This is a genomic window from Pedobacter foliorum, from assembly GCF_013266735.1.
GTDB lineage: Bacteria > Bacteroidota > Bacteroidia > Sphingobacteriales > Sphingobacteriaceae > Pedobacter > Pedobacter foliorum.
In genome coordinates, this window is sequence record NZ_JABSNU010000002.1 from 187,464 (window position 1) to 205,252 (window position 17,789).

15 protein-coding genes are annotated in these 17,789 nt (G+C 37.4%); 11 read left to right on the forward strand and 4 right to left on the reverse strand.

The features are described 5' to 3' along the window. Positions 1–24: 24 nt before the first annotated feature. From HQN83_RS04600 to HQN83_RS04625, 6 genes are all read left to right on the forward strand, one after another. Entirely contained in the window at positions 25–1,647 is a 1,623-nt protein-coding gene (locus HQN83_RS04600) for a RagB/SusD family nutrient uptake outer membrane protein (RefSeq protein ID WP_173089118.1), read from the forward strand. Positions 1,648–1,668: 21 nt separating this feature from the next. After that, positions 1,669–2,445, forward strand: coding sequence for a fasciclin domain-containing protein (locus HQN83_RS04605; protein ID WP_173089120.1), 777 nt, complete (start codon positions 1,669–1,671; stop codon positions 2,443–2,445). A gap of 54 nt (positions 2,446–2,499) precedes the next feature. Continuing rightward, complete coding sequence (locus tag HQN83_RS04610) at positions 2,500–4,110, forward strand: DUF5008 domain-containing protein (protein WP_173089122.1); 1,611 nt, start codon at positions 2,500–2,502, stop codon at positions 4,108–4,110. A 56-nt stretch (positions 4,111–4,166) separates the two neighbouring features. Next, on the forward strand, positions 4,167–5,990 hold the full coding sequence (locus tag HQN83_RS04615) for a DUF4983 domain-containing protein (RefSeq protein ID WP_173089124.1): 1,824 nt from the start codon (positions 4,167–4,169) through the stop codon (positions 5,988–5,990). Between the two features lie 74 nt (positions 5,991–6,064). Continuing rightward, positions 6,065–7,516 (forward strand): carbohydrate-binding protein, encoded by a 1,452-nt coding sequence (locus tag HQN83_RS04620; protein WP_173089126.1) that lies wholly within the window; start codon positions 6,065–6,067, stop codon positions 7,514–7,516. 97 nt (positions 7,517–7,613) lie between these two features. Then, complete coding sequence (locus tag HQN83_RS04625; protein WP_173089128.1) at positions 7,614–8,720, forward strand: DUF5013 domain-containing protein; 1,107 nt, start codon at positions 7,614–7,616, stop codon at positions 8,718–8,720. 46 nt (positions 8,721–8,766) lie between these two features. On the opposite strand, the gene HQN83_RS04630 is transcribed toward HQN83_RS04625, so the two are convergent. Genes HQN83_RS04630 through HQN83_RS04645 form a run of 4 tightly spaced genes read right to left on the reverse strand, consistent with a single transcriptional unit; the run spans position 8,767 to position 11,380 of the window. Further along, the gene (locus HQN83_RS04630) at positions 8,767–9,066 is read right to left on the reverse strand and encodes a hypothetical protein (protein ID WP_173089130.1); all 300 of its coding nucleotides are present in this window, start codon (positions 9,064–9,066) and stop codon (positions 8,767–8,769) included. A gap of 5 nt (positions 9,067–9,071) precedes the next feature. Next, positions 9,072–9,788 (reverse strand): pirin family protein, encoded by a 717-nt coding sequence (locus tag HQN83_RS04635; protein ID WP_173089132.1) that lies wholly within the window; start codon positions 9,786–9,788, stop codon positions 9,072–9,074. A gap of 25 nt (positions 9,789–9,813) precedes the next feature. Then, the gene (locus tag HQN83_RS04640) at positions 9,814–10,443 is read right to left on the reverse strand and encodes an alpha/beta hydrolase (RefSeq protein WP_173089134.1); all 630 of its coding nucleotides are present in this window, start codon (positions 10,441–10,443) and stop codon (positions 9,814–9,816) included. A gap of 1 nt (position 10,444) precedes the next feature. Next, the gene (locus tag HQN83_RS04645) at positions 10,445–11,380 is read right to left on the reverse strand and encodes a ring-cleaving dioxygenase (protein ID WP_173089136.1); all 936 of its coding nucleotides are present in this window, start codon (positions 11,378–11,380) and stop codon (positions 10,445–10,447) included. Positions 11,381–11,504: 124 nt separating this feature from the next. Here HQN83_RS04645 and HQN83_RS04650 point away from each other — a divergent pair, with 124 nt between their 5' ends. The 5 genes from HQN83_RS04650 (at position 11,505) to HQN83_RS04670 (ending at position 17,783) form a co-directional block, all read left to right on the forward strand. Then, positions 11,505–14,039 carry a BamA/TamA family outer membrane protein gene (locus tag HQN83_RS04650; RefSeq protein WP_173089138.1) on the forward strand — a complete coding sequence of 845 codons (2,535 nt, stop codon included), beginning with the start codon at positions 11,505–11,507 and terminating at the stop codon, positions 14,037–14,039. A 102-nt stretch (positions 14,040–14,141) separates the two neighbouring features. Continuing rightward, positions 14,142–14,744: a sterol desaturase family protein gene (locus HQN83_RS04655; protein ID WP_173089140.1), complete on the forward strand. Its 603-nt coding sequence runs from the start codon at positions 14,142–14,144 to the stop codon at positions 14,742–14,744. Between the two features lie 375 nt (positions 14,745–15,119). Continuing rightward, on the forward strand, positions 15,120–16,955 hold the full coding sequence (locus tag HQN83_RS04660) for a beta-N-acetylhexosaminidase (RefSeq protein ID WP_173089143.1): 1,836 nt from the start codon (positions 15,120–15,122) through the stop codon (positions 16,953–16,955). Positions 16,956–17,119: 164 nt separating this feature from the next. Then, entirely contained in the window at positions 17,120–17,347 is a 228-nt protein-coding gene (locus HQN83_RS04665; protein WP_173089145.1) for a hypothetical protein, read from the forward strand. Between the two features lie 22 nt (positions 17,348–17,369). Further along, positions 17,370–17,783 carry a hypothetical protein gene (locus tag HQN83_RS04670; RefSeq protein ID WP_173089146.1) on the forward strand — a complete coding sequence of 138 codons (414 nt, stop codon included), beginning with the start codon at positions 17,370–17,372 and terminating at the stop codon, positions 17,781–17,783. Positions 17,784–17,789: the final 6 nt, after the last annotated feature.

Consider the following 17,789-nt stretch of genomic DNA (forward strand, 5'->3'; position numbering starts at 1 on the left):
TTGAAGTCACAAAACTAATAAGACATGAAAAGATATATTATTTGCTTATTTATTATTGTAAGCGCTTCACAATATGGGTGTAAGAAATTTCTGGATATTACTCCAATAGATAAACTTACAGGAAACAATTTTTACAAAACCAGAGAGGATATGGAGGCAAATATCACCGATATGTATGGTGAGTTATTTGATAAGTATACCAGAACTTCATTTGCAGGAGCAACCGGAGAGTTTCGTTCGGGTGAGGTTATTCCTGCTGCACAAGGCGGTTTGGGCCGTTCAGCATCGGGGTTAATTGGTGGGCATACCAGGCAGGCGCCTAATTCTCAGGGAAGTACAGAGCAGCAAAATGTTCCTCGTACTTCGGTTAATGATAGACTTTTGTTAGTTGCGATAGGACCTGGTGATTTTTCAGGGTATAACTTTAGGGACTTAACCAGATGGGATGAATATTATAGAGTTATTCAATCGGCCAACCTACTGATCAGTAAAGTTGAAGATGGCATTCCGGCACTTACCGCAGAAGAATCTAAACGTTATATAGCTGAAGCTAAATTTATTCGTTGCTTTACCTATTTTAATTTGGTAAGACTGTATGGTGATGTAGTTTATTATACTGCAGCCTTTCAGAAGGATCCACTACCAAGAGAGAATATGGTTTCAGTAATCAATAAGTGTATAGCGGATCTTAAAGATTTTAGAAATGATTTGCCACTTTCGTTTACTGATCCATCAATGAGAGGAGTGAGGGCCGCAAGAGGTGCTGCAATAGGTTTGTTAATGAACATGAATATGTGGAATGCCGGATTTGACAGTCCTAACAAAACTGCTTATTACCAGGAAACAGTTGCTCTTGGGAAAGAGATTGTTGCTAGTAATGTTTATCGTTTACTTCCTTTAACAGAATGGGCTAAAGTAGTAAAGGGCCGTTCTGAAGAAAGTCTTTTTGAGTTATTCAGGACATTAAATTACAACCAGGATTTGAATGATCCCTATGCTCAGGCAAACGCTTATTCACCTTTTGGCGACGCATTTATTCACTTTCCTTACAAGCAACCTGAATACACGCACAGATATAGTTACTCAGTTTTTTCGACAGAATATATGAAGAAGTTGTATCCTGATGCATCTGATTTGAGATTGTCAGTTTGGTTTGTTGCACCTTTTGATCAGAATCCTTCAACGTTCCAATTGAGGAAATTTGCCTTGAACACATTTGCTGATGCGAATAACCCTAATTTGGACTTGAATCCGGATAATACCTATTTAATTATGCGTTATTCTGATGCTATTCTATTGTGTGCAGAGGCAGCTGCCAATTTAGGAGGTGAAAATGAAGCTATAGCTATCGAATACTTGAATAAGATTAGAGGTAGAGCAGGTGCACCGGTATTCGGAGCTGGAAGTGATGATAACAACTTAAAAGATGCGATTTTCATAGAACGATCTAAAGAATTAATGGGAGAGGGAAGTCGTTATTTTGACCTTGTTAGAACAAGAAGAGTATTAAACAGGGAGTGGACAGATAATCCATTGACGGCTGATAAGTTTAACAGAGGAGGGTGGACTTGGCCTATTGATGATAGTGCATTAACAAATAACCCAATGATGAGTTTAAATTCTTATTGGATCGGTTCAGGTCTTTAATTTTAAATAATAGATAAGTAGATGAAAAATATTATTAAACGATACTTTAAACCTGCAGCAATACTATCAGTTTTGCTGATTACAGTAATAAGTTCCTGCAAAAAGGATGAGTATTATAATGATGGCGGTAAAGCCAATCCTGTTTTTAATGGGAATATAATGCAGTATCTTGAATCTAATGATAAGTTTGATACCATAGCTCAGATAGTTAAATTAGCAGGAATGGAGGATGTTTTTAAGAATGAGAAGATTACTTTCTTTGCTCCTACTGATGAGGTAATAAGACAAACAATTGGATTGGTAAATACGGATATAGCAGATTTAAGTGGAAGACTAAATCAATACCTTTATAGTTCAGGAAGAGATACAATTCAAAAGCTTTCTGACATACAACCACAAATCTGGAGAAAGTTTTTGAGCAGGTATATCTATAAAGGGGTCCATAAGTTAAAGGATTATCCTCAGATAGATTTTGGCTTAAGAGAATTGTACCCTGGATCTTTCTACTACACTTACGACGGTGAAGTTTCAAACATCGGTGTAGTCTATAATTCCGTAAATGGAGTTAGTTATGTAGGATATCGACAATTGGCTCTTTCTTATCTGTTTGATCCATCGGACCCTAGTAATATTACTACGGCAGCTGTAGCCTCCTCGGATATCCAGCCAAGTAATGGTGTAGTTCATGTGCTTGCAGTAACTATTAGGGAAAAAATTGGGGATGTGCCGACTGACCTTAATGCTAATTTCTTTGGATTTAGCCTCGAATTTTGGAATGACGTAGCCTTAAGTAGGTAATAACGAGGGATAAGAATAATTAAAATGTTAATAAAAACAATTTAAGATAAGCATATGAAATTTTTTAAATATATAAGTCTTTCAGTGATTCTTGCTACTGCACTTTTCAGTGGATGTAAAGAAAAGGAGGCTTCATTTGAAGATCCTTATAGTGGGGGGATTGCTCCATTAGGAATTAAAATTGATCGCCAGCAAGTACCTGTTCCAGCTGTTGGAAACCCTGGGACGGTAATTAACTTTAAAGCAACTGGTTTAGTTCCTCATAAAGATAAAATTGAGTTTTTATTTAATGGCGAAAAGGCAGAGATTGTAGAAATAACCGATGCAGGAATTAAAGCAAAGGTTCCGGGTAGAGCAAGTTCCGGTGTTACAGCATTTGTAATTGATGGACAATTGGTGTTCGGACCAAATTTTATCGTTACCGGTTTCATTAAAAAGGATCCTACCTATAAAGTGGTATCCGGAACAGATGGCGGAGTGGATAAGATTTATGAATTAGCGGGTGGTAACTTACTCCTTCTTGGTAGTTTTACAAATTATGATAATAAAGGGATTGTAAAGAAAATTAACCGTATTGTAAGAACATTTCCTGATGGTACCTGGGATCGCTCATTATTGAGTGGAAGTGCAGCAAATGGGAGTCTTTTTGGTTTAGGTATTGTAAATGGAGAATACTTTTTGGGTGGTAGTTTTAGTGGCTACGCACAAAGAGGCGGAATTAACAATATAACTAAAGTAAGCAGTCAGGGAACTATTGATACGTTGGCTGTTGAAACTTATACTAAAAAGTTAATATATGTTCCAAAGTTCAATGGCGGAACTGATAATGCAATTCTTGAAGTTTTTGCATTTAATAATAAGATAATTGGAACAGGAAACTTTAAATACTATTTGTCTCGTCGTTATGATCAACCAAATAGAAAATTAAAAGACAGTACAATAATTGATACGATAGAAATGCGTCAGCTTGCGCGCTTTAATCCAACCGGTACTCTAGATAAAACCTGGAGATTCGATCCGAATGCTATCGGCTACGGGGGTGCAAAAGGAAAGAGTTTACCTGGGGCGAATGGCTATATTTCCAAAACACTTATGCATACCGATGGTAAGATTGTGGTTAGTGGTAACTTTACCAAATTTGATGATCAGCCGGCGGGGTACATTGTACGTTTAAATGCTGATGGAACTATTGACCCTACATTTAATGTGGGTGAGGGTGCAGACTTCGTAATAAATCACGTAAGTTATAGTGAGGTTACTAAAAAGTACATTGTATGTGGTGCATTTAAAAAGTTCAATGGTGTAGCTGTAGAATCTCTAGTGATGCTGAACTATGATGGTTCAGTAGATCAATCTTTTGTTCCTAAGAAATTTGTTGGTGGTTTTCCTAATTTTTCTAAGCAACTTAAAGATGGGTTATGCTTAATCGGAGGATATTTTAAAACTTATGATGGGGTTAACAGACAAGGTTTCCTTATCACAACTGATAAAGGCGAGATAGCCGAGGGGTACAATAATGTGGGGAATTTGTTGGGTAGTGGAATGAATACTGTATTTGAAACCAAATCTATTGATGGCAAGAGAGCATTATTAATCGGTGGTTCATTCTTCCTTTTTGATAATCTCGAAACTAATAATCTTGTTAAGGTAACACTAGAAAATTGATTATATTAGATAGATATAATCCAGAACTGAACCAAATGAATTATAAACCAAAGAATATGAAAAAACATCAATTCAAATATTTTGTTAGTCTAACACTATGCTTGCTGGTGTTTGCATCATCCTGTAATAAGGATTTCGATAAAGTAGTACCTGATTCACCAGATAATAGTGGGAATGTTACTTATAAAGTACCAAAAGTTCTTTATCTGATAGTAGATGGAGCACGTGGTTCATCTGTAAGAGATGCAGGAACCACAACGTTGCGAGGTTTAATAGATAGCGCAGTTTATACCTGGGCCGGTTTAAGTGATAATACCAATTATACCGAGGCGACGAACTGGTCAGATATGTTAACCGGAGTGAAAAAGGAGAAACATAATGTACTTACAGAAGATTTTGCAGGTAATAAATTAAGCGAATATCCGGTTATATTTGAGCGGATAAAATCTCTTAGACCAAACTTCCGTATTGCATCATTTGCTTCGTCGGATGTTTTTAAAGCAAAGTTAACCGGTGGAGCTGATGTTTCAGAATCATTTGCCGGGAATGATGATGCGTTAACTTCGAGATTAGTAGATTTTGTGAAGTCTGATACGGCATCACTTATCTTAGGACAATTTGGTGGTGTTGAAGCAGCAGGTAAAGCTGCTGGATTTGATAATAAGTTTGCTCCTTATAAAGCAGCTATCAATAAATTTGATAGTCAGGTAGGAGATATTTATGCCGCAATTAAATCTAGACCTAATTACAAAAATGAAAATTGGTTAATTATTGTAACTTCTAATAAAGGTGGTAATTATGTACTTCCACCAGCTGAAGATGATAAAACGATTTTTAGTAATGCCAATGTAAATACATTTACTATTATTTATAACAATAAATATAATCCAACATTTATTCCAAGACCGTTCCTGGGAAATCCAATTTCAGGAAATGCAGTTAGGTTTAAAGGGGATCCTGATAAAACGGTTGCTACACTGAGCGGAGCTGCATCAAATGAATTTAATTTTGGAGCGTCAGATTTTACGGTTTCTGTTAAAGTAAAGAAAGGTAAAACAAAAAATACTTCAAAAGGTGATTATTGGTATCAATGGCCATCTATTTTAGGAAAAAGAGATAGAGCAGGTTGGGGTGGTGATAATGCTCCAGGTAATCCAGGATGGGACATTTGCTTGTTCTATAATGGATGGCGTTTCTTTTCTGCCGGTGGTTCAGACTTTAATAATGGTATTGAAGTGGGAGGATTAGATTTTAGTGGAGAGATATGGCATGACCTTACTTTTGTAATTGAAAGGAAAGCAGATGGAAGTAGATATCTTAGAATGTATACCGATGGAGTTAAAGGAGTTACAAATGATCCAGGTGGGGCAGGTACATATGATGGACCTAAAGGTACAAGGACTTCGCCTGTAGCTGTTGACGTTAAACTTAGAGGAGAACCTAATTTTAATAACAATGCACCTTTACGTTTAGGTTATGCACCTGGGGAAATGGACGGTGATTATGGTAACATTAATTTAAATATGGCTGAGTTTAAGATTTGGAAAGTGGCTTTGTCTGAGAAAGTGATTAAGCAATTTGCTTGCGATCCAACAATGGATTCGAGTCATCCAAATTATGATCAGCTAGCGGGATACTGGCCTTTAAATGAAGGCGCTGGAAACATACTTGCTGACAAAGGACCTTTTGAAGCGCCATTTACGCTTAGCGGTACTTATAGCTGGGAGAAATTTTCCGACTTAATTTGTACACCAAGTAATACTAATTTAGGCGTATTGGTTCCTAAAAATTCTGATGTGCCAACTCAAATTTTAAGTTGGTTTAATATCCCTCGTCAGGAGACCTGGGGATTAGACGGAAGAGTTTGGATAGCAAATTAATATTTACTGTTGGGACTCTTTTTTAACACAGAGTCCCAATAGATTATTTAAACAGATCATTATATATATCAAATATGAAAAGAATATTTACCCACATGCATTTATGCCTTTTGGTTATTACCACAACATTGATGGTGTCATGTGAAAAGGAAAAATTATCGAATGTCTTGGTCAATGAAAAAGTAAATGCGGTAGACCTGTCGTTAGCTAATAAAATTGATATTGGCGGTGGTAATAATTTTTCATTAGACAATGATAAATTAATTATTCCGGTGACAGTGAATTTGTCGGGAGCAGCTGGAAAAGCATTTAATGTTCAAATTACAGGAAATATTGATACTATCCCAAAATTAATCACTGACGGGGTATTACCTGCAGGTACTATCGCATTGGAAGAACAAATGTTCAATTTTCCACCAGTGCTTGACATTGCTTATGGGGTTACAAGTGCCACTTTTGATTTGTTAGTAAGCCGTACTTTTATTGAGAGAAATTATGATAAAAAGTTGGCAATTGCAGTTAAAATTTCAGGTCCATCCAAATCCAATAAAGTAGAAGCTGGGAAAGGTGTTGCCGTAGTACTTATCGACGCAGCGCAGGCGATTGCACCTGATAAAGTTCATTATGTTTCTTTTGTTGGGGGAGGTAAAACACCATATTTAGTGCCAAATGCAAATAATTTCGTAATTGGTTCACAAGATATAACTATTCCACTTTCACTGTCTCTTGTTGGAGATGCGGGCCCTGATTTTACAGTTGATTTTGTGAGAGACGATGCAGTGGCAACTGAATTGATTAATAACGGGACATTGAAAAATACAAGTCTTTACACTGGCCCTAAATTTAGTATTCCTGTAGGAAAACTAAAATTTGCTGACGGCGCAACAAAAGTAGAAACTTCAATTTTGCTTAACACCTCTGAAGCAATGGGTGGAGTGAATAATAAGAAAGCTATAGGATTGAGATTAAAAAATCCTACCAAGTTTCAACTTGATGCAAATAAAGCTACAATGGTGGTAGTTTTTGATCCGGTTGCTTTTAGCAGACCTTATACTGTACCTTTTGTAATTAAAGGTGGTATTGGTCAAGTGTCTGATATGATCCCGGCAGCATTCTATGATCAAGGTGGTGAAGGTGTCGCTTATCATGATGACAATGGTAAAGATGGGATGACTAGTTTCCGTCCAGGTGAAAATGTTGACGTAGGTAATTATAATCCACCAAGTGTAGTGGGATGGTGTAATACAGATGAGTGGTTAACTTACACGGTAAATATTGAAGCAGATGGTGAGTATGAATTGAATACTTTGTTAGGTTGTCCTGGGGATGATGGTAGATATAGTATTTTAATGGATGGTGTTGCAATTACACCAGTACTTGCAGGTGCTAAAACACCTGGATCATATGGTGATCAACAGCCAAACTACAGTACTGTTCAACTTACAAAAGGCAGACACATCATGAAATTCTATGAAAATAAAGGTGCTTATGACGTAAGAGGATGGATCTTTACCAGAAAGAAATAATTATTTTGTAAGTACATTAAAATAAATGAATCAGCAACAGCGATGGCTAAACAACATTCATCGTTGTTGCTTAAAAATATACCAAACTTGAAATAGTATGAACAAACTTTTTATTTTGCTATTAAGCATAGTTATTTTCACTTCCTGTTCTAAAAATAAGGACATAGAAGCTGAACCAGCCGAACAAAACCGACCATTTGTTGATTTTGAAGTCGTTCCAGGGGATGATGCATTTACCTTTGATTTTAAGAATAATTCAAAGGATTATAAGAAACTTGAGTGGCGTTTTGGAGATGATAGTATTTCTACTGAAGTTGCTCCAAAACACATATTTGCTACAGCAGGTACTTTTGAGGTTAACTTAAAAGCTATCGCTGAAGATGGATCGACAGCAAGAAAAGTAGTGCTTGTTAAGATCATTCCTGATCTGGCTTTAAATTTTATAGCTGAAAGTCAAGGTAGTGACAAAGTTAAGTTTAGTGTGAAGTCTGCAAATGTGGTAGTTAAGAGCCTGTCATGGGATTTTGGAGATAATTCGGGTATATCTTTAGAACAAGCTCCAATTAAACAGTATAGTGCCGGTAATCTGTATACCGCTAAGCTTACGGTAACAACAGAGAAAGGTTCTGTATTTACAGTAAATAAATTGGTAACAAGTAATGGAACTGTTAAAGATGTTACAACTAACTATCTGTTAAATGTTGGCCCTAAATTTATTCCTTCAGCTAGATTTGGCAGTAGATGGGGAATTGTAGCAGATTGGAGAGTTAACGCTGCTGTATTGCAACGGGATGGCGGCATGGGGGGCTGGGATGAATGGGATGGAAATAGTATGTCAATGGAATCATGGGGTGGAGAACCTGACATCATTAACGGAAAAATTGAACAAACAACCTTATTGCCTCTTCCTGCCGGTGAGTATTTTTATACCTTGGATTTTGTTGGATATCAGTGGAAAAACGAATTCTATACTGTAATAGCAAAAGGTAAAAACTTACCTGATGTTACCAATGTCGAAAACAATCCTATCGTTTTAGGTTTTACAAAATCTAAAGGTAATTCAGATAGTTCACCAAAGAAATTTACTACTGGATTTAAAGTTCCGGTAGAAGGCGATGTAACGGTAGGTTTCGTGGCTACATTTATAGACCCTGATCAATATTTCAGACTTAGATCTATAAAGCTTTACCAATTGGATAAGTAACAAATAGATAGCATACTAAAAAGCAGCTGCATTCGCAGCTGCTTTTTTATTTTAAAGCCTCATAGATTTCGGTAAAAAGCAAGCCGCTTCCACCACCGTAATGATGTACAATGGGGATCTTTCGGTTTACTTTCCTAATCGCGTTCTCCAACTCGGTTTCTTCCGTTTTTTCCAGCCCTGCACCAACCAACACCAAATCAAAGTTTGCCGATCTGAATGTTGTAATTGCCTGCTCCAAGGTGTTTGCCCCAATAGCACTCATCTCAGTATTGGAATTTACCAACCTCACCACAGTATTTAGAATTTCCTGATGGGCACAAATCACCAAAATCTCAGTCTTTTTCATAATCATTAATAATTCATAGGAACCTCCATTAAAAGGATTTCCGTTTCGTTAATTGCTTCAATGCTTATTTGTTCGGTCTTCCAAATGCCAAATCCATCACGTTCATTCAAGATTTGATCGCTGACTTTTACATCCCCCTTAATAACAAATACATATAAACCATTGTCTTTGTTTTTAAAACGGTAATCTGTTTTTGTCCCTTTATCAAATTTACCAATATTAAACCAGGCATCCTGATAGATCCAAACACCATCATCATTCTTATTAGGCGATAAGATTTGGGTAAACTGATTTGGTTTCATCCTGGTGTCGTACCTTTCCTGATGATACCTTGGTTCTACATTACGTTGATTGGGAAACAACCAGATTTGAAGAAACTGAGCTGGAATATCCTTGTTTTTGTTAAACTCTTTGTGATAAATCCCAGTACCGGCACTCATCACCTGAATTTCTCCCGCCTCAATTACACCTTCGTTATCAAGACTATCCTCATGTTTTAAAGCCCCTTCAAGAGGAATGGAAATGATCTCCATGTTGTCATGAGGATGTTCTCCAAAACCATTTCCACCATTAACCCAGTCGTCATTTAACACCCTTAAAGCACCAAACTGAATTCTTTCGGGATTGTATTGCATGCCAAAGCTAAAAGTCTGGTAGCTTTTAAGCCAGCCATGATCTGCAAGCGTACGTGTTGCCGCTTTATGTAATATTGTTTGTGCCATTTTAATTTTATTAAGCAAATTCTAATTAGACGGCATCAAAGATGAGCTGTCTGGCCAATTCTATTTCTTTCTGACTAATTGTATGAACCCTTCCGGCATATATTTTCATAGTAACCTTAGCATTCATTTTTTTAATTAGACCTTCACTCACCTCAACTCTCCGTACCGGAACATGAGGATCTGGATCTCCGGTGGTGATCAAAATAGGTGTTTGCTGGAAATCACCTTTATAGTTACTCATATTTACCTCCTTACCAATTAACCCACCTGTAAAGGCAACTGCGCCACCATACCTTGCCGCATTTCTGGTAATGTACTCAAGCGTTAAACAGGCACCCTGAGAAAATCCGACAAAGTAGATTTTATCTTGAGGGATGCCCGATGAAATGATCTCAGCAACCAGGTCTTTTATTACGGCTAGCGCAGAGTCCAAAGCCGGTTGATTTTCATCAATCGGAGCAATAAAACTGTAAGGATACCAACTGTTATTGGTGGCCTGTGGCGCAAATAAAGCAGCATCCTCTATCTTTAAGTGATTATTTAAGGAAATGATATCTTCAGCAGAAGATCCGCGACCATGCAAAAATACAATGGCCCTTTTAGCTTCGGCAACAGGAACACCTGCGGTTACAATATTTTTATTGTGCGTATACATATTAGTTTAATTTAGGTAAAATGCTTTCAATTTCAGCTCTGTTGCTTTCATATTGTGCTGGAAGCTTAAGGTTTGAGCCTAATTCTTCTAAAGATTCATCAACCGTAAAACCAGGATTATCAGTAGCGATTTCAAAAAGCACACCACCCGGTTCGCGGAAGTATAACGAGTAGAAGTAGTTACGGTCAATTTTTTGCGTAATGTTCAATCCCATTGCAACCACTTTGTCTCTGAAATACATCAACGCGGCCTCGTCTTTAACCCTAAAGGCAACATGGTGCACAGAACCTGCGGCAATGTGGCCGACAGCTTCACCGGGCGCTTCAACTAAGTCTATAATAGCTGCATAACTTACGGTGTCAGTAACAAAACGCGAACGGTTAACCTCAGTTTTCTCTAATTTATAACCAAAAATATCTGTCAAAACTTTAGCGGTACTATCCATTTTATTGGTGGTTATGGTTACATGATGAAAGCCATGCGTTGCATTTTCTTTGCCTACTTCTGGCGTAGTCCATTGTGCTCTGGTATCTGGAGTTTTAGCTTCAGTTAACTCAAACTTCAATCCATCAGGATCCAAAAAAGTAAGGTAACGTTCTCCAAATTTTTCAGCAGGTTTATTATAGATCACATTATTTTGCTCAAATCTGTTTTGCCAAAATTCTAAACTCCCTTTCGGTACGCTATAGCCAATTTCAGTTACCTGTCTGGTACCGCGTCTGCCTGCACTCATGCCTTCCCAAGGGAAAAACGTTAAAATGCTTCCAGGTGTTCCTTGTTCATCACCATAATAAAAGTGATAAGTGTGTGGATCATCAAAGTTTACCGTTTTTTTAATAAGACGTAAACCTAATATGCGAGTATAAAAATCATAATTCTTTTTTGCGTTTCCTGCAATCGCAGTAATGTGGTGCAGGCCTAAAATTTCGTTGTTCATAACTACCTATTTTAATGGTTCGATTACTTATTTATTAAATAACAGTACAAATTTAGGGGGAACTTTTATTTTAAATCTTACCATAGATTAAGAAATGCTTAACTTTAGATATAGATATTTAGGTATGATTAAATTCATTCTCTCCCTCGTTTTATTGGTGGTAAGCCTGGCATCCAGTGCGCAGGACTCTATTAGCGTGAAAATTTATCCTAAATATGATAACGTAAGCAAGTTTCATAGGTTTTTGTTTGGAGAGAACTATCGTAAAGAATATGCATTGAGTACAACAGTGCCAATTATTCGCGTGTCGGTAATTAAAGGTGGACTAACGCCAACTAAAAGGGGCGGAGGTAATCAATCTCACTCGCTCCGACTGGTTGATAAACAAGGTAAAGAGTGGGTGCTCAGAAGTGTAGAGAAGTTCCCCGAGATATTGTTGCCCGAGGTATTCAGGAAAACATTTGCAGGTACGGTAGTAAAAGACAATATGTCTGCCCAGAACCCATTTTCAGCTTTAGCTGTTCCTGATATAGCCGATGCCGTAAATGTGCCGCATAGCGATCCTATGATAGGCTGGGTAGTGCCTGATACTGCTTTAGGAGAATTCTCAAAAGTATTCCAAAACACGCTATGCTTGCTCGAAGAAAGAGAGCCAGTCGGTGATACCGACAATTCGGAAAAGATGATGCGCAAGTTAAATGATGATAACGACAACACATATGATGGTCCGTTATTGTTAAGAGCAAAAGCATTAGACGCTTTATTAGGCGACTGGGATAGGCACGAAGACCAGTGGCGATGGAAGCCGGAAAAGAATGCAGCAGGCCACATTAATTATATTGCCATACCAAGAGATCGAGATCAGGTTTTTTACTTGTCAGAGGGGCTTGTGCCCAGATATGCCCAATCATCCTGGTTATTGCCAATGATACAAGGTTACGAAAGGAGCCTACCCGATATTAACTGGTTTTTTTGGGAAGGAAGAGCAATCTATGGCAAATATTTCTCTGGAATTGATGAAAAGGAATGGAATCAGATCGTAAAAGATTTCTGCGATTCTCTAAACGATGAGGTATTTGAAAAAGCGCTTAAAAAACTGCCTGAGCCGGGGTATTCGCTTCGCCATGACAGGATACTTGCCCAGCTCAAAGAAAGGCAGAAGAACCTTCCGGAATTGATGAGCAAATACTATCATTTTATTAACAGGATAGTAGATATACAGGCCAGTAATAAAAATGAACTCATTAACATTACAGATGCTCCTGATAATGCCTTAAACGTAACTATTCGCAAAATATCTAAAGAAGGACATATTAAGGATGTTATCTTCAATCGAACTTTTAATCCGAAAGTAACCAAAGAGATCAGGTTGTACGTAAAAGATGGCAACGACAGCTTAATCTTAAACAATAAAGCCTCAGCCATCAAACTCAGGATAATTAGTGTAGAAGGAAAAAAGAATTTCCACGTAGAAAATTCACTTCGTAAGGTTCGCGTTTATGGAAAGGATGACAACATTACCTTTAGCGGAAATACAAACAAGCTACTTACACGGTTAGATAACGATACTTCAAATACTCACTTTGTATACACCGATCTATATAAAAGAAACATGCTTCTTTTAAATGCCAGCTATAATATTGACGACAGGCTATTACTCGGCTTGTCGTATAAAATTATCCAGCCTGGATTTAGAAAACTACCTCACGGAAGCATCCATTCATTCTCATTTTTACATTCTTTTGCAACGGCGGGCTTCAGGTTTAATTATAAAGCAGAGTTGTTTAAAGTACTTGGTAATGCCGATATTGTATTGCAAGCAGATGCTTTTGCACCAGAAAACTCTCAAAATTTTTATGGTTTAGGTAATGAAACGCCTTTTAACAAAACGGGCGATTTTGTAAGGTATTACCGTGCAAGATTTAGCTTGTTTCAAATTGATCCTTCAGTAAGATGGAGTACACCAAAATCTACCTTCAGTATTGGTCCATCCCTGCAATACTATAGATACAGCAAGGAAGATAATGAGGGGCGGTTTATTACCAACACTTCGGAACTACACTCTCCGGATAGTGCAACCATTACAAAAGACAAGTTGTACGCCGGTGTAGTAGCTAATTTTGTAAACAACAACCGCAATAGCGATATTTTGCCTACCTCAGGCACCTATTTAGAAAGCAAATTTCAAGCTTATAAAGGAATAAATGGCGTTTCAAATTCTATGGCTCAGCTTAGCGCTGCATTCTCAGTTTATAAAAAAATAGATAAGCACAGCCGATTTGTTTTAACTGATAGGGTTGGAGGTGCGGTTACTGTTGGCAAACAGGCATTCTATCAATCCAGTTTTCTGGGAGGGCAGGGCAATTTGCTTGGTTATCGTGAATTTAGATTTGGCGGTGAGCACAGTTTGTACAATAATTTTGAATTAAGGATAAAAGTTGCAAACTTTATGAATTACATACTTCCCGGTCAATTCGGCCTGTTGGGTTTTCATGACGTAGGTAGGGTATGGAAAAAAGGCGAAAAATCTGATGTATGGCATCAGGGATATGGAGGGGGAATATATTTTGCTCCTGCTTCATTAACTGTGTTTCGCTTTGTAATGGGACGTTCTAATGAAGGCTGGTATCCTTATGTATCCATGAAATTCAGATATTGAGAAGTATCAGAATTCGGTAAATTACTTATTTAGGCTAATGAGAAATGCAAGAAAAGCCGTAATTTAGCTCCCTAGCTTAAAAAACTTCAAAAATAAATAGTGATGAAGAAGAATTTTATATCTAATTCTAAAGAATCAATAAGAATGTTCAAAAACCCACTTTTTGAGGGTTTATCTAAAGTGCCATATTTTGTTCCACTTATCGTTTATGTACCGGTTGTGGGATATTTCTCTTGGGAATCATTTAGCAAAAATGGGATTTTAGGTTTCTTGGGACATTTTCTATTGGGTTTATTTATTTGGACTTTAACTGAATACGTACTCCACCGATTTATATTTCACTTTTATCCAAAATCTGAATGGGGTAAAAGAATTCACTTTATTTTTCATGGCGTTCATCATGATTATCCAAACGATGCACAACGTTTGGTAATGCCTCCATCAGCAAGTATACCACTGGCATTGGCATTTTTTTTCCTATTTAAATGGATGCTTGCGCCTGGAATGCTAGATGGTTTTTTTACCGGATTTATTTTCGGATATTTATGCTACGACATGACGCATTACATGTTGCACCATGCTCAATTTAAAAGTGCTTTTTGGAAAAAGCTTAAACAGCAACACATGTTGCACCATTACGATGACTCAACCACAAAATACGGAGTTACCTCCGATATTTGGGATAAAGTTTTCGGTACTAGGTAAACGAGTTTTGAGCTAACGGCTTGTATCATTTTTCAAATTCAATTTAGGAAGTAAATTTACCTCTTTAGGGTAGGTTTGGGCTTTTGTTTGCAGCCTACTTAAGGCCTATGCTTAGCTCGGCTTTCATACCTACCTAATAGGGACCTCGTTCGCCGCTGGTCGAACGAGGTCCGAACAAATTCCGTTTAAGTGTAGTAAATGCTTGCACCCCTTTTTCTGATCCAAAAAAAATCCGAATCCCCCGAAAACGTCTATTATTAATTGAAAATTTACGCAACGGTTTGCGCATTGTATTTGGTTGATTCTTTAAAATAAAACAGCTAACTAGCATTAGTTTATAAAAACTGTTAATTTAAAATAACCAAACAACTTCACATGAATCGACTGTTATCAATCGCTTTGCTGATGATTTGTACCTTCAAATTATCTGCACAAACCAAAATTTCTATCATCCCATTACCGGCGAAATTAGAAGAGCGAAAGGGGAGTTTCACCTTAGATAAAAATGTATATATCAGCTATCCTACAGCTGATCTAAAAGAATTGGCAACTTTTGCCCAATCATCAATACAGGAAACTGCGGGGATAAAACCGGAGTTGCGTACAGGCCTGTGGATGCAGAGAAATGCAAAAACCATAAAGCTTTATATAGATCCAAAAGTTACGGCAAAAGAAGGTTACAACCTTGAAGTTACAGAAAAAGGAGCCACTATAACCGCAGGAACAGAAAATGGCCTTTTTTATGGCATACAAACTTTATTGCAATTGGTGCCTGTTAAAGGCGAAAAAAAACTGCCTTGTGTTTACATTGAAGACGAACCTCGTTTTAGCTGGAGAGGTATGTTAATGGATAATTGTCGCCATATGTTCTCTGTAGCCTACATTAAGAAGTTTATTGATCAGCTGGCTAAGCATAAATTAAACAAGTTTCACTGGCATTTAACCGAAGATCAGGGCTGGAGAGTTGAAATTAAAAAGTATCCGAAATTACAGGAAATAGCGGCCTACAGAAATGGAACACAGATTGGCCCAGACAGAAAAAAAGATGTTGATAGCATTAGATACGGAGGTTACTATACCCAGGAACAGATTAAAGAAGTTGTTGCTTATGCCACATCAAGATTTGTAGAAGTAATTCCTGAAATTGAAATGCCGGGTCACTCAGTAGCTGCCATCACCGCTTATCCTTATTTGGCTTGTGGTGATGTTAGTTTTGAAAACGGAAAACCATTTGAAGTAAGAAAAGTATGGGGTGTTTCTAAAGATTTGTATTGTGCAGGAAACGATAGGGTTTTCACATTTTTGGAAGATGTGCTAAATGAGATAATGCCATTATTTCCTTCTCAATATATCCATATTGGTGGTGATGAAGCTCCGCATGATGCATGGCATACTTGTCCGAAATGTCAGGCTCGCATAAAAAAGGAAGGCTTAAAAGATGAGGCCGCACTGCAGAGCTGGTTTATTCAGCGCATGGAGAAATTCATCAACAGCAAAGGCAAAAAGATAATTGGATGGGAAGAAATTATGCAGGGAGGCCTTGCTGATAATGCCACTGTTCACTCTTGGTTAGGAGTTGAAAGTGGTTTAAAAGCAGCTAAGAGTGGTCATGATGTAATTATGTCGCCATATTCACATTTGTATATTGATGGCTATCAGGCAGATCCTAAGATTGAGCCAATGGCTATTGGGTATTGGGTGCCGCTCGACAGTGTATATGCTTTTGAACCTGTACATCCTGCGTTAACCGAAACTGAGGCCAAGCATATTTTAGGCGCTCAAGGTAATTTGTGGACAGAATTTATCGGAACTGAAGACTATTTAGAATACATGGTTTTCCCTCGTATTGCAGCTTTGGCTGAAATTGATTGGACACCAAAAGCATTAAGAAATTTTGATGATTTTAAAGGCAGATTGACTACTCAATATCAGAGATACGATAAACAGGGATTGCAGTTTAGAATTCCGGTTCCGGTTAGAGAAACAGTTGTAAACGCTGATAGCTCGGTTAAAGTAACACTAGCCGATCCTACAAAGGCGAGTACTATCAGGTTTACCACCGATGGATCTGATGTAAATGAGAAATCTCCAATATATAAGCAACCGGTTGCATTAAAAAAAGGTGAGGTAATTCGTTATGCTTTGTTTTTTAACAACAAACGTAAAAGCTCTACAGACTATTTTCCTAAAGCCGTAAAACAAGCAAAGTAACATAAAGGCTGTAATTGAATAATTCAATTGCAGCCTGATTTTTTCACCGACGTTTTCTTACCATTCGTCGAGTTTTTTGTCTGTTTTGGCCGGATACTGCTGGTATGATTTGGTAATTACCCTCATCTTTAGGGTAAGTTATTCATTTGACAGATCATAAAGCGATGAACACAATTAGTTTTAAAACCTCGGTAAAAGATAAATATGAGTTGATTTCTATCAGACCTATATTAGATATCATATTTGGTGAAAGTAATTGGTCGTTCAAAACTGATGGCATTGATAAAATATTGAGTGTGGTAAGTTCTGTTCCATGCGCCCCAATGGTTAACTACATCCTAAAAGATAAAGGTTTTCATTGTGAGGAATTAACCCCATCTTTAGGTTTCTAAAATTGATTATCTTTGTGGCAATATGTTGGAAATCAAAGCTGTAAATTATAAGGTGCTGCTGTTTCGCTGGATAGCAGGGCTTTTTATATTGTTAAACATATTTGCATTTTCTGGTGCTGTTTCCCGTGTTTTTTCTGTTAACTTAACACGTACTACAACTGAATTAAAAGTAGTTAGTAGGGTTGTAGCCGGTAGTAAGATATTTTATAAGAGTTTTGTGGACAAGCTCAACAGAGTTTATCCTGATCTAATTTCATTAGAAAGTGCTTTTAAGAACCTAGTGATACTTAAGAACAATATTGTTCATGTTCAGTTCACTACAAATTCTATTTTAGTACTTCTTATTAATTTTCTAATAGGATTTATGCCCGCGGTGCTGTTTCTTTTTTATCCAGCGCATCAAAAGAACGAGTCTCATACTTGCGCGTCATTCTGAGACCTT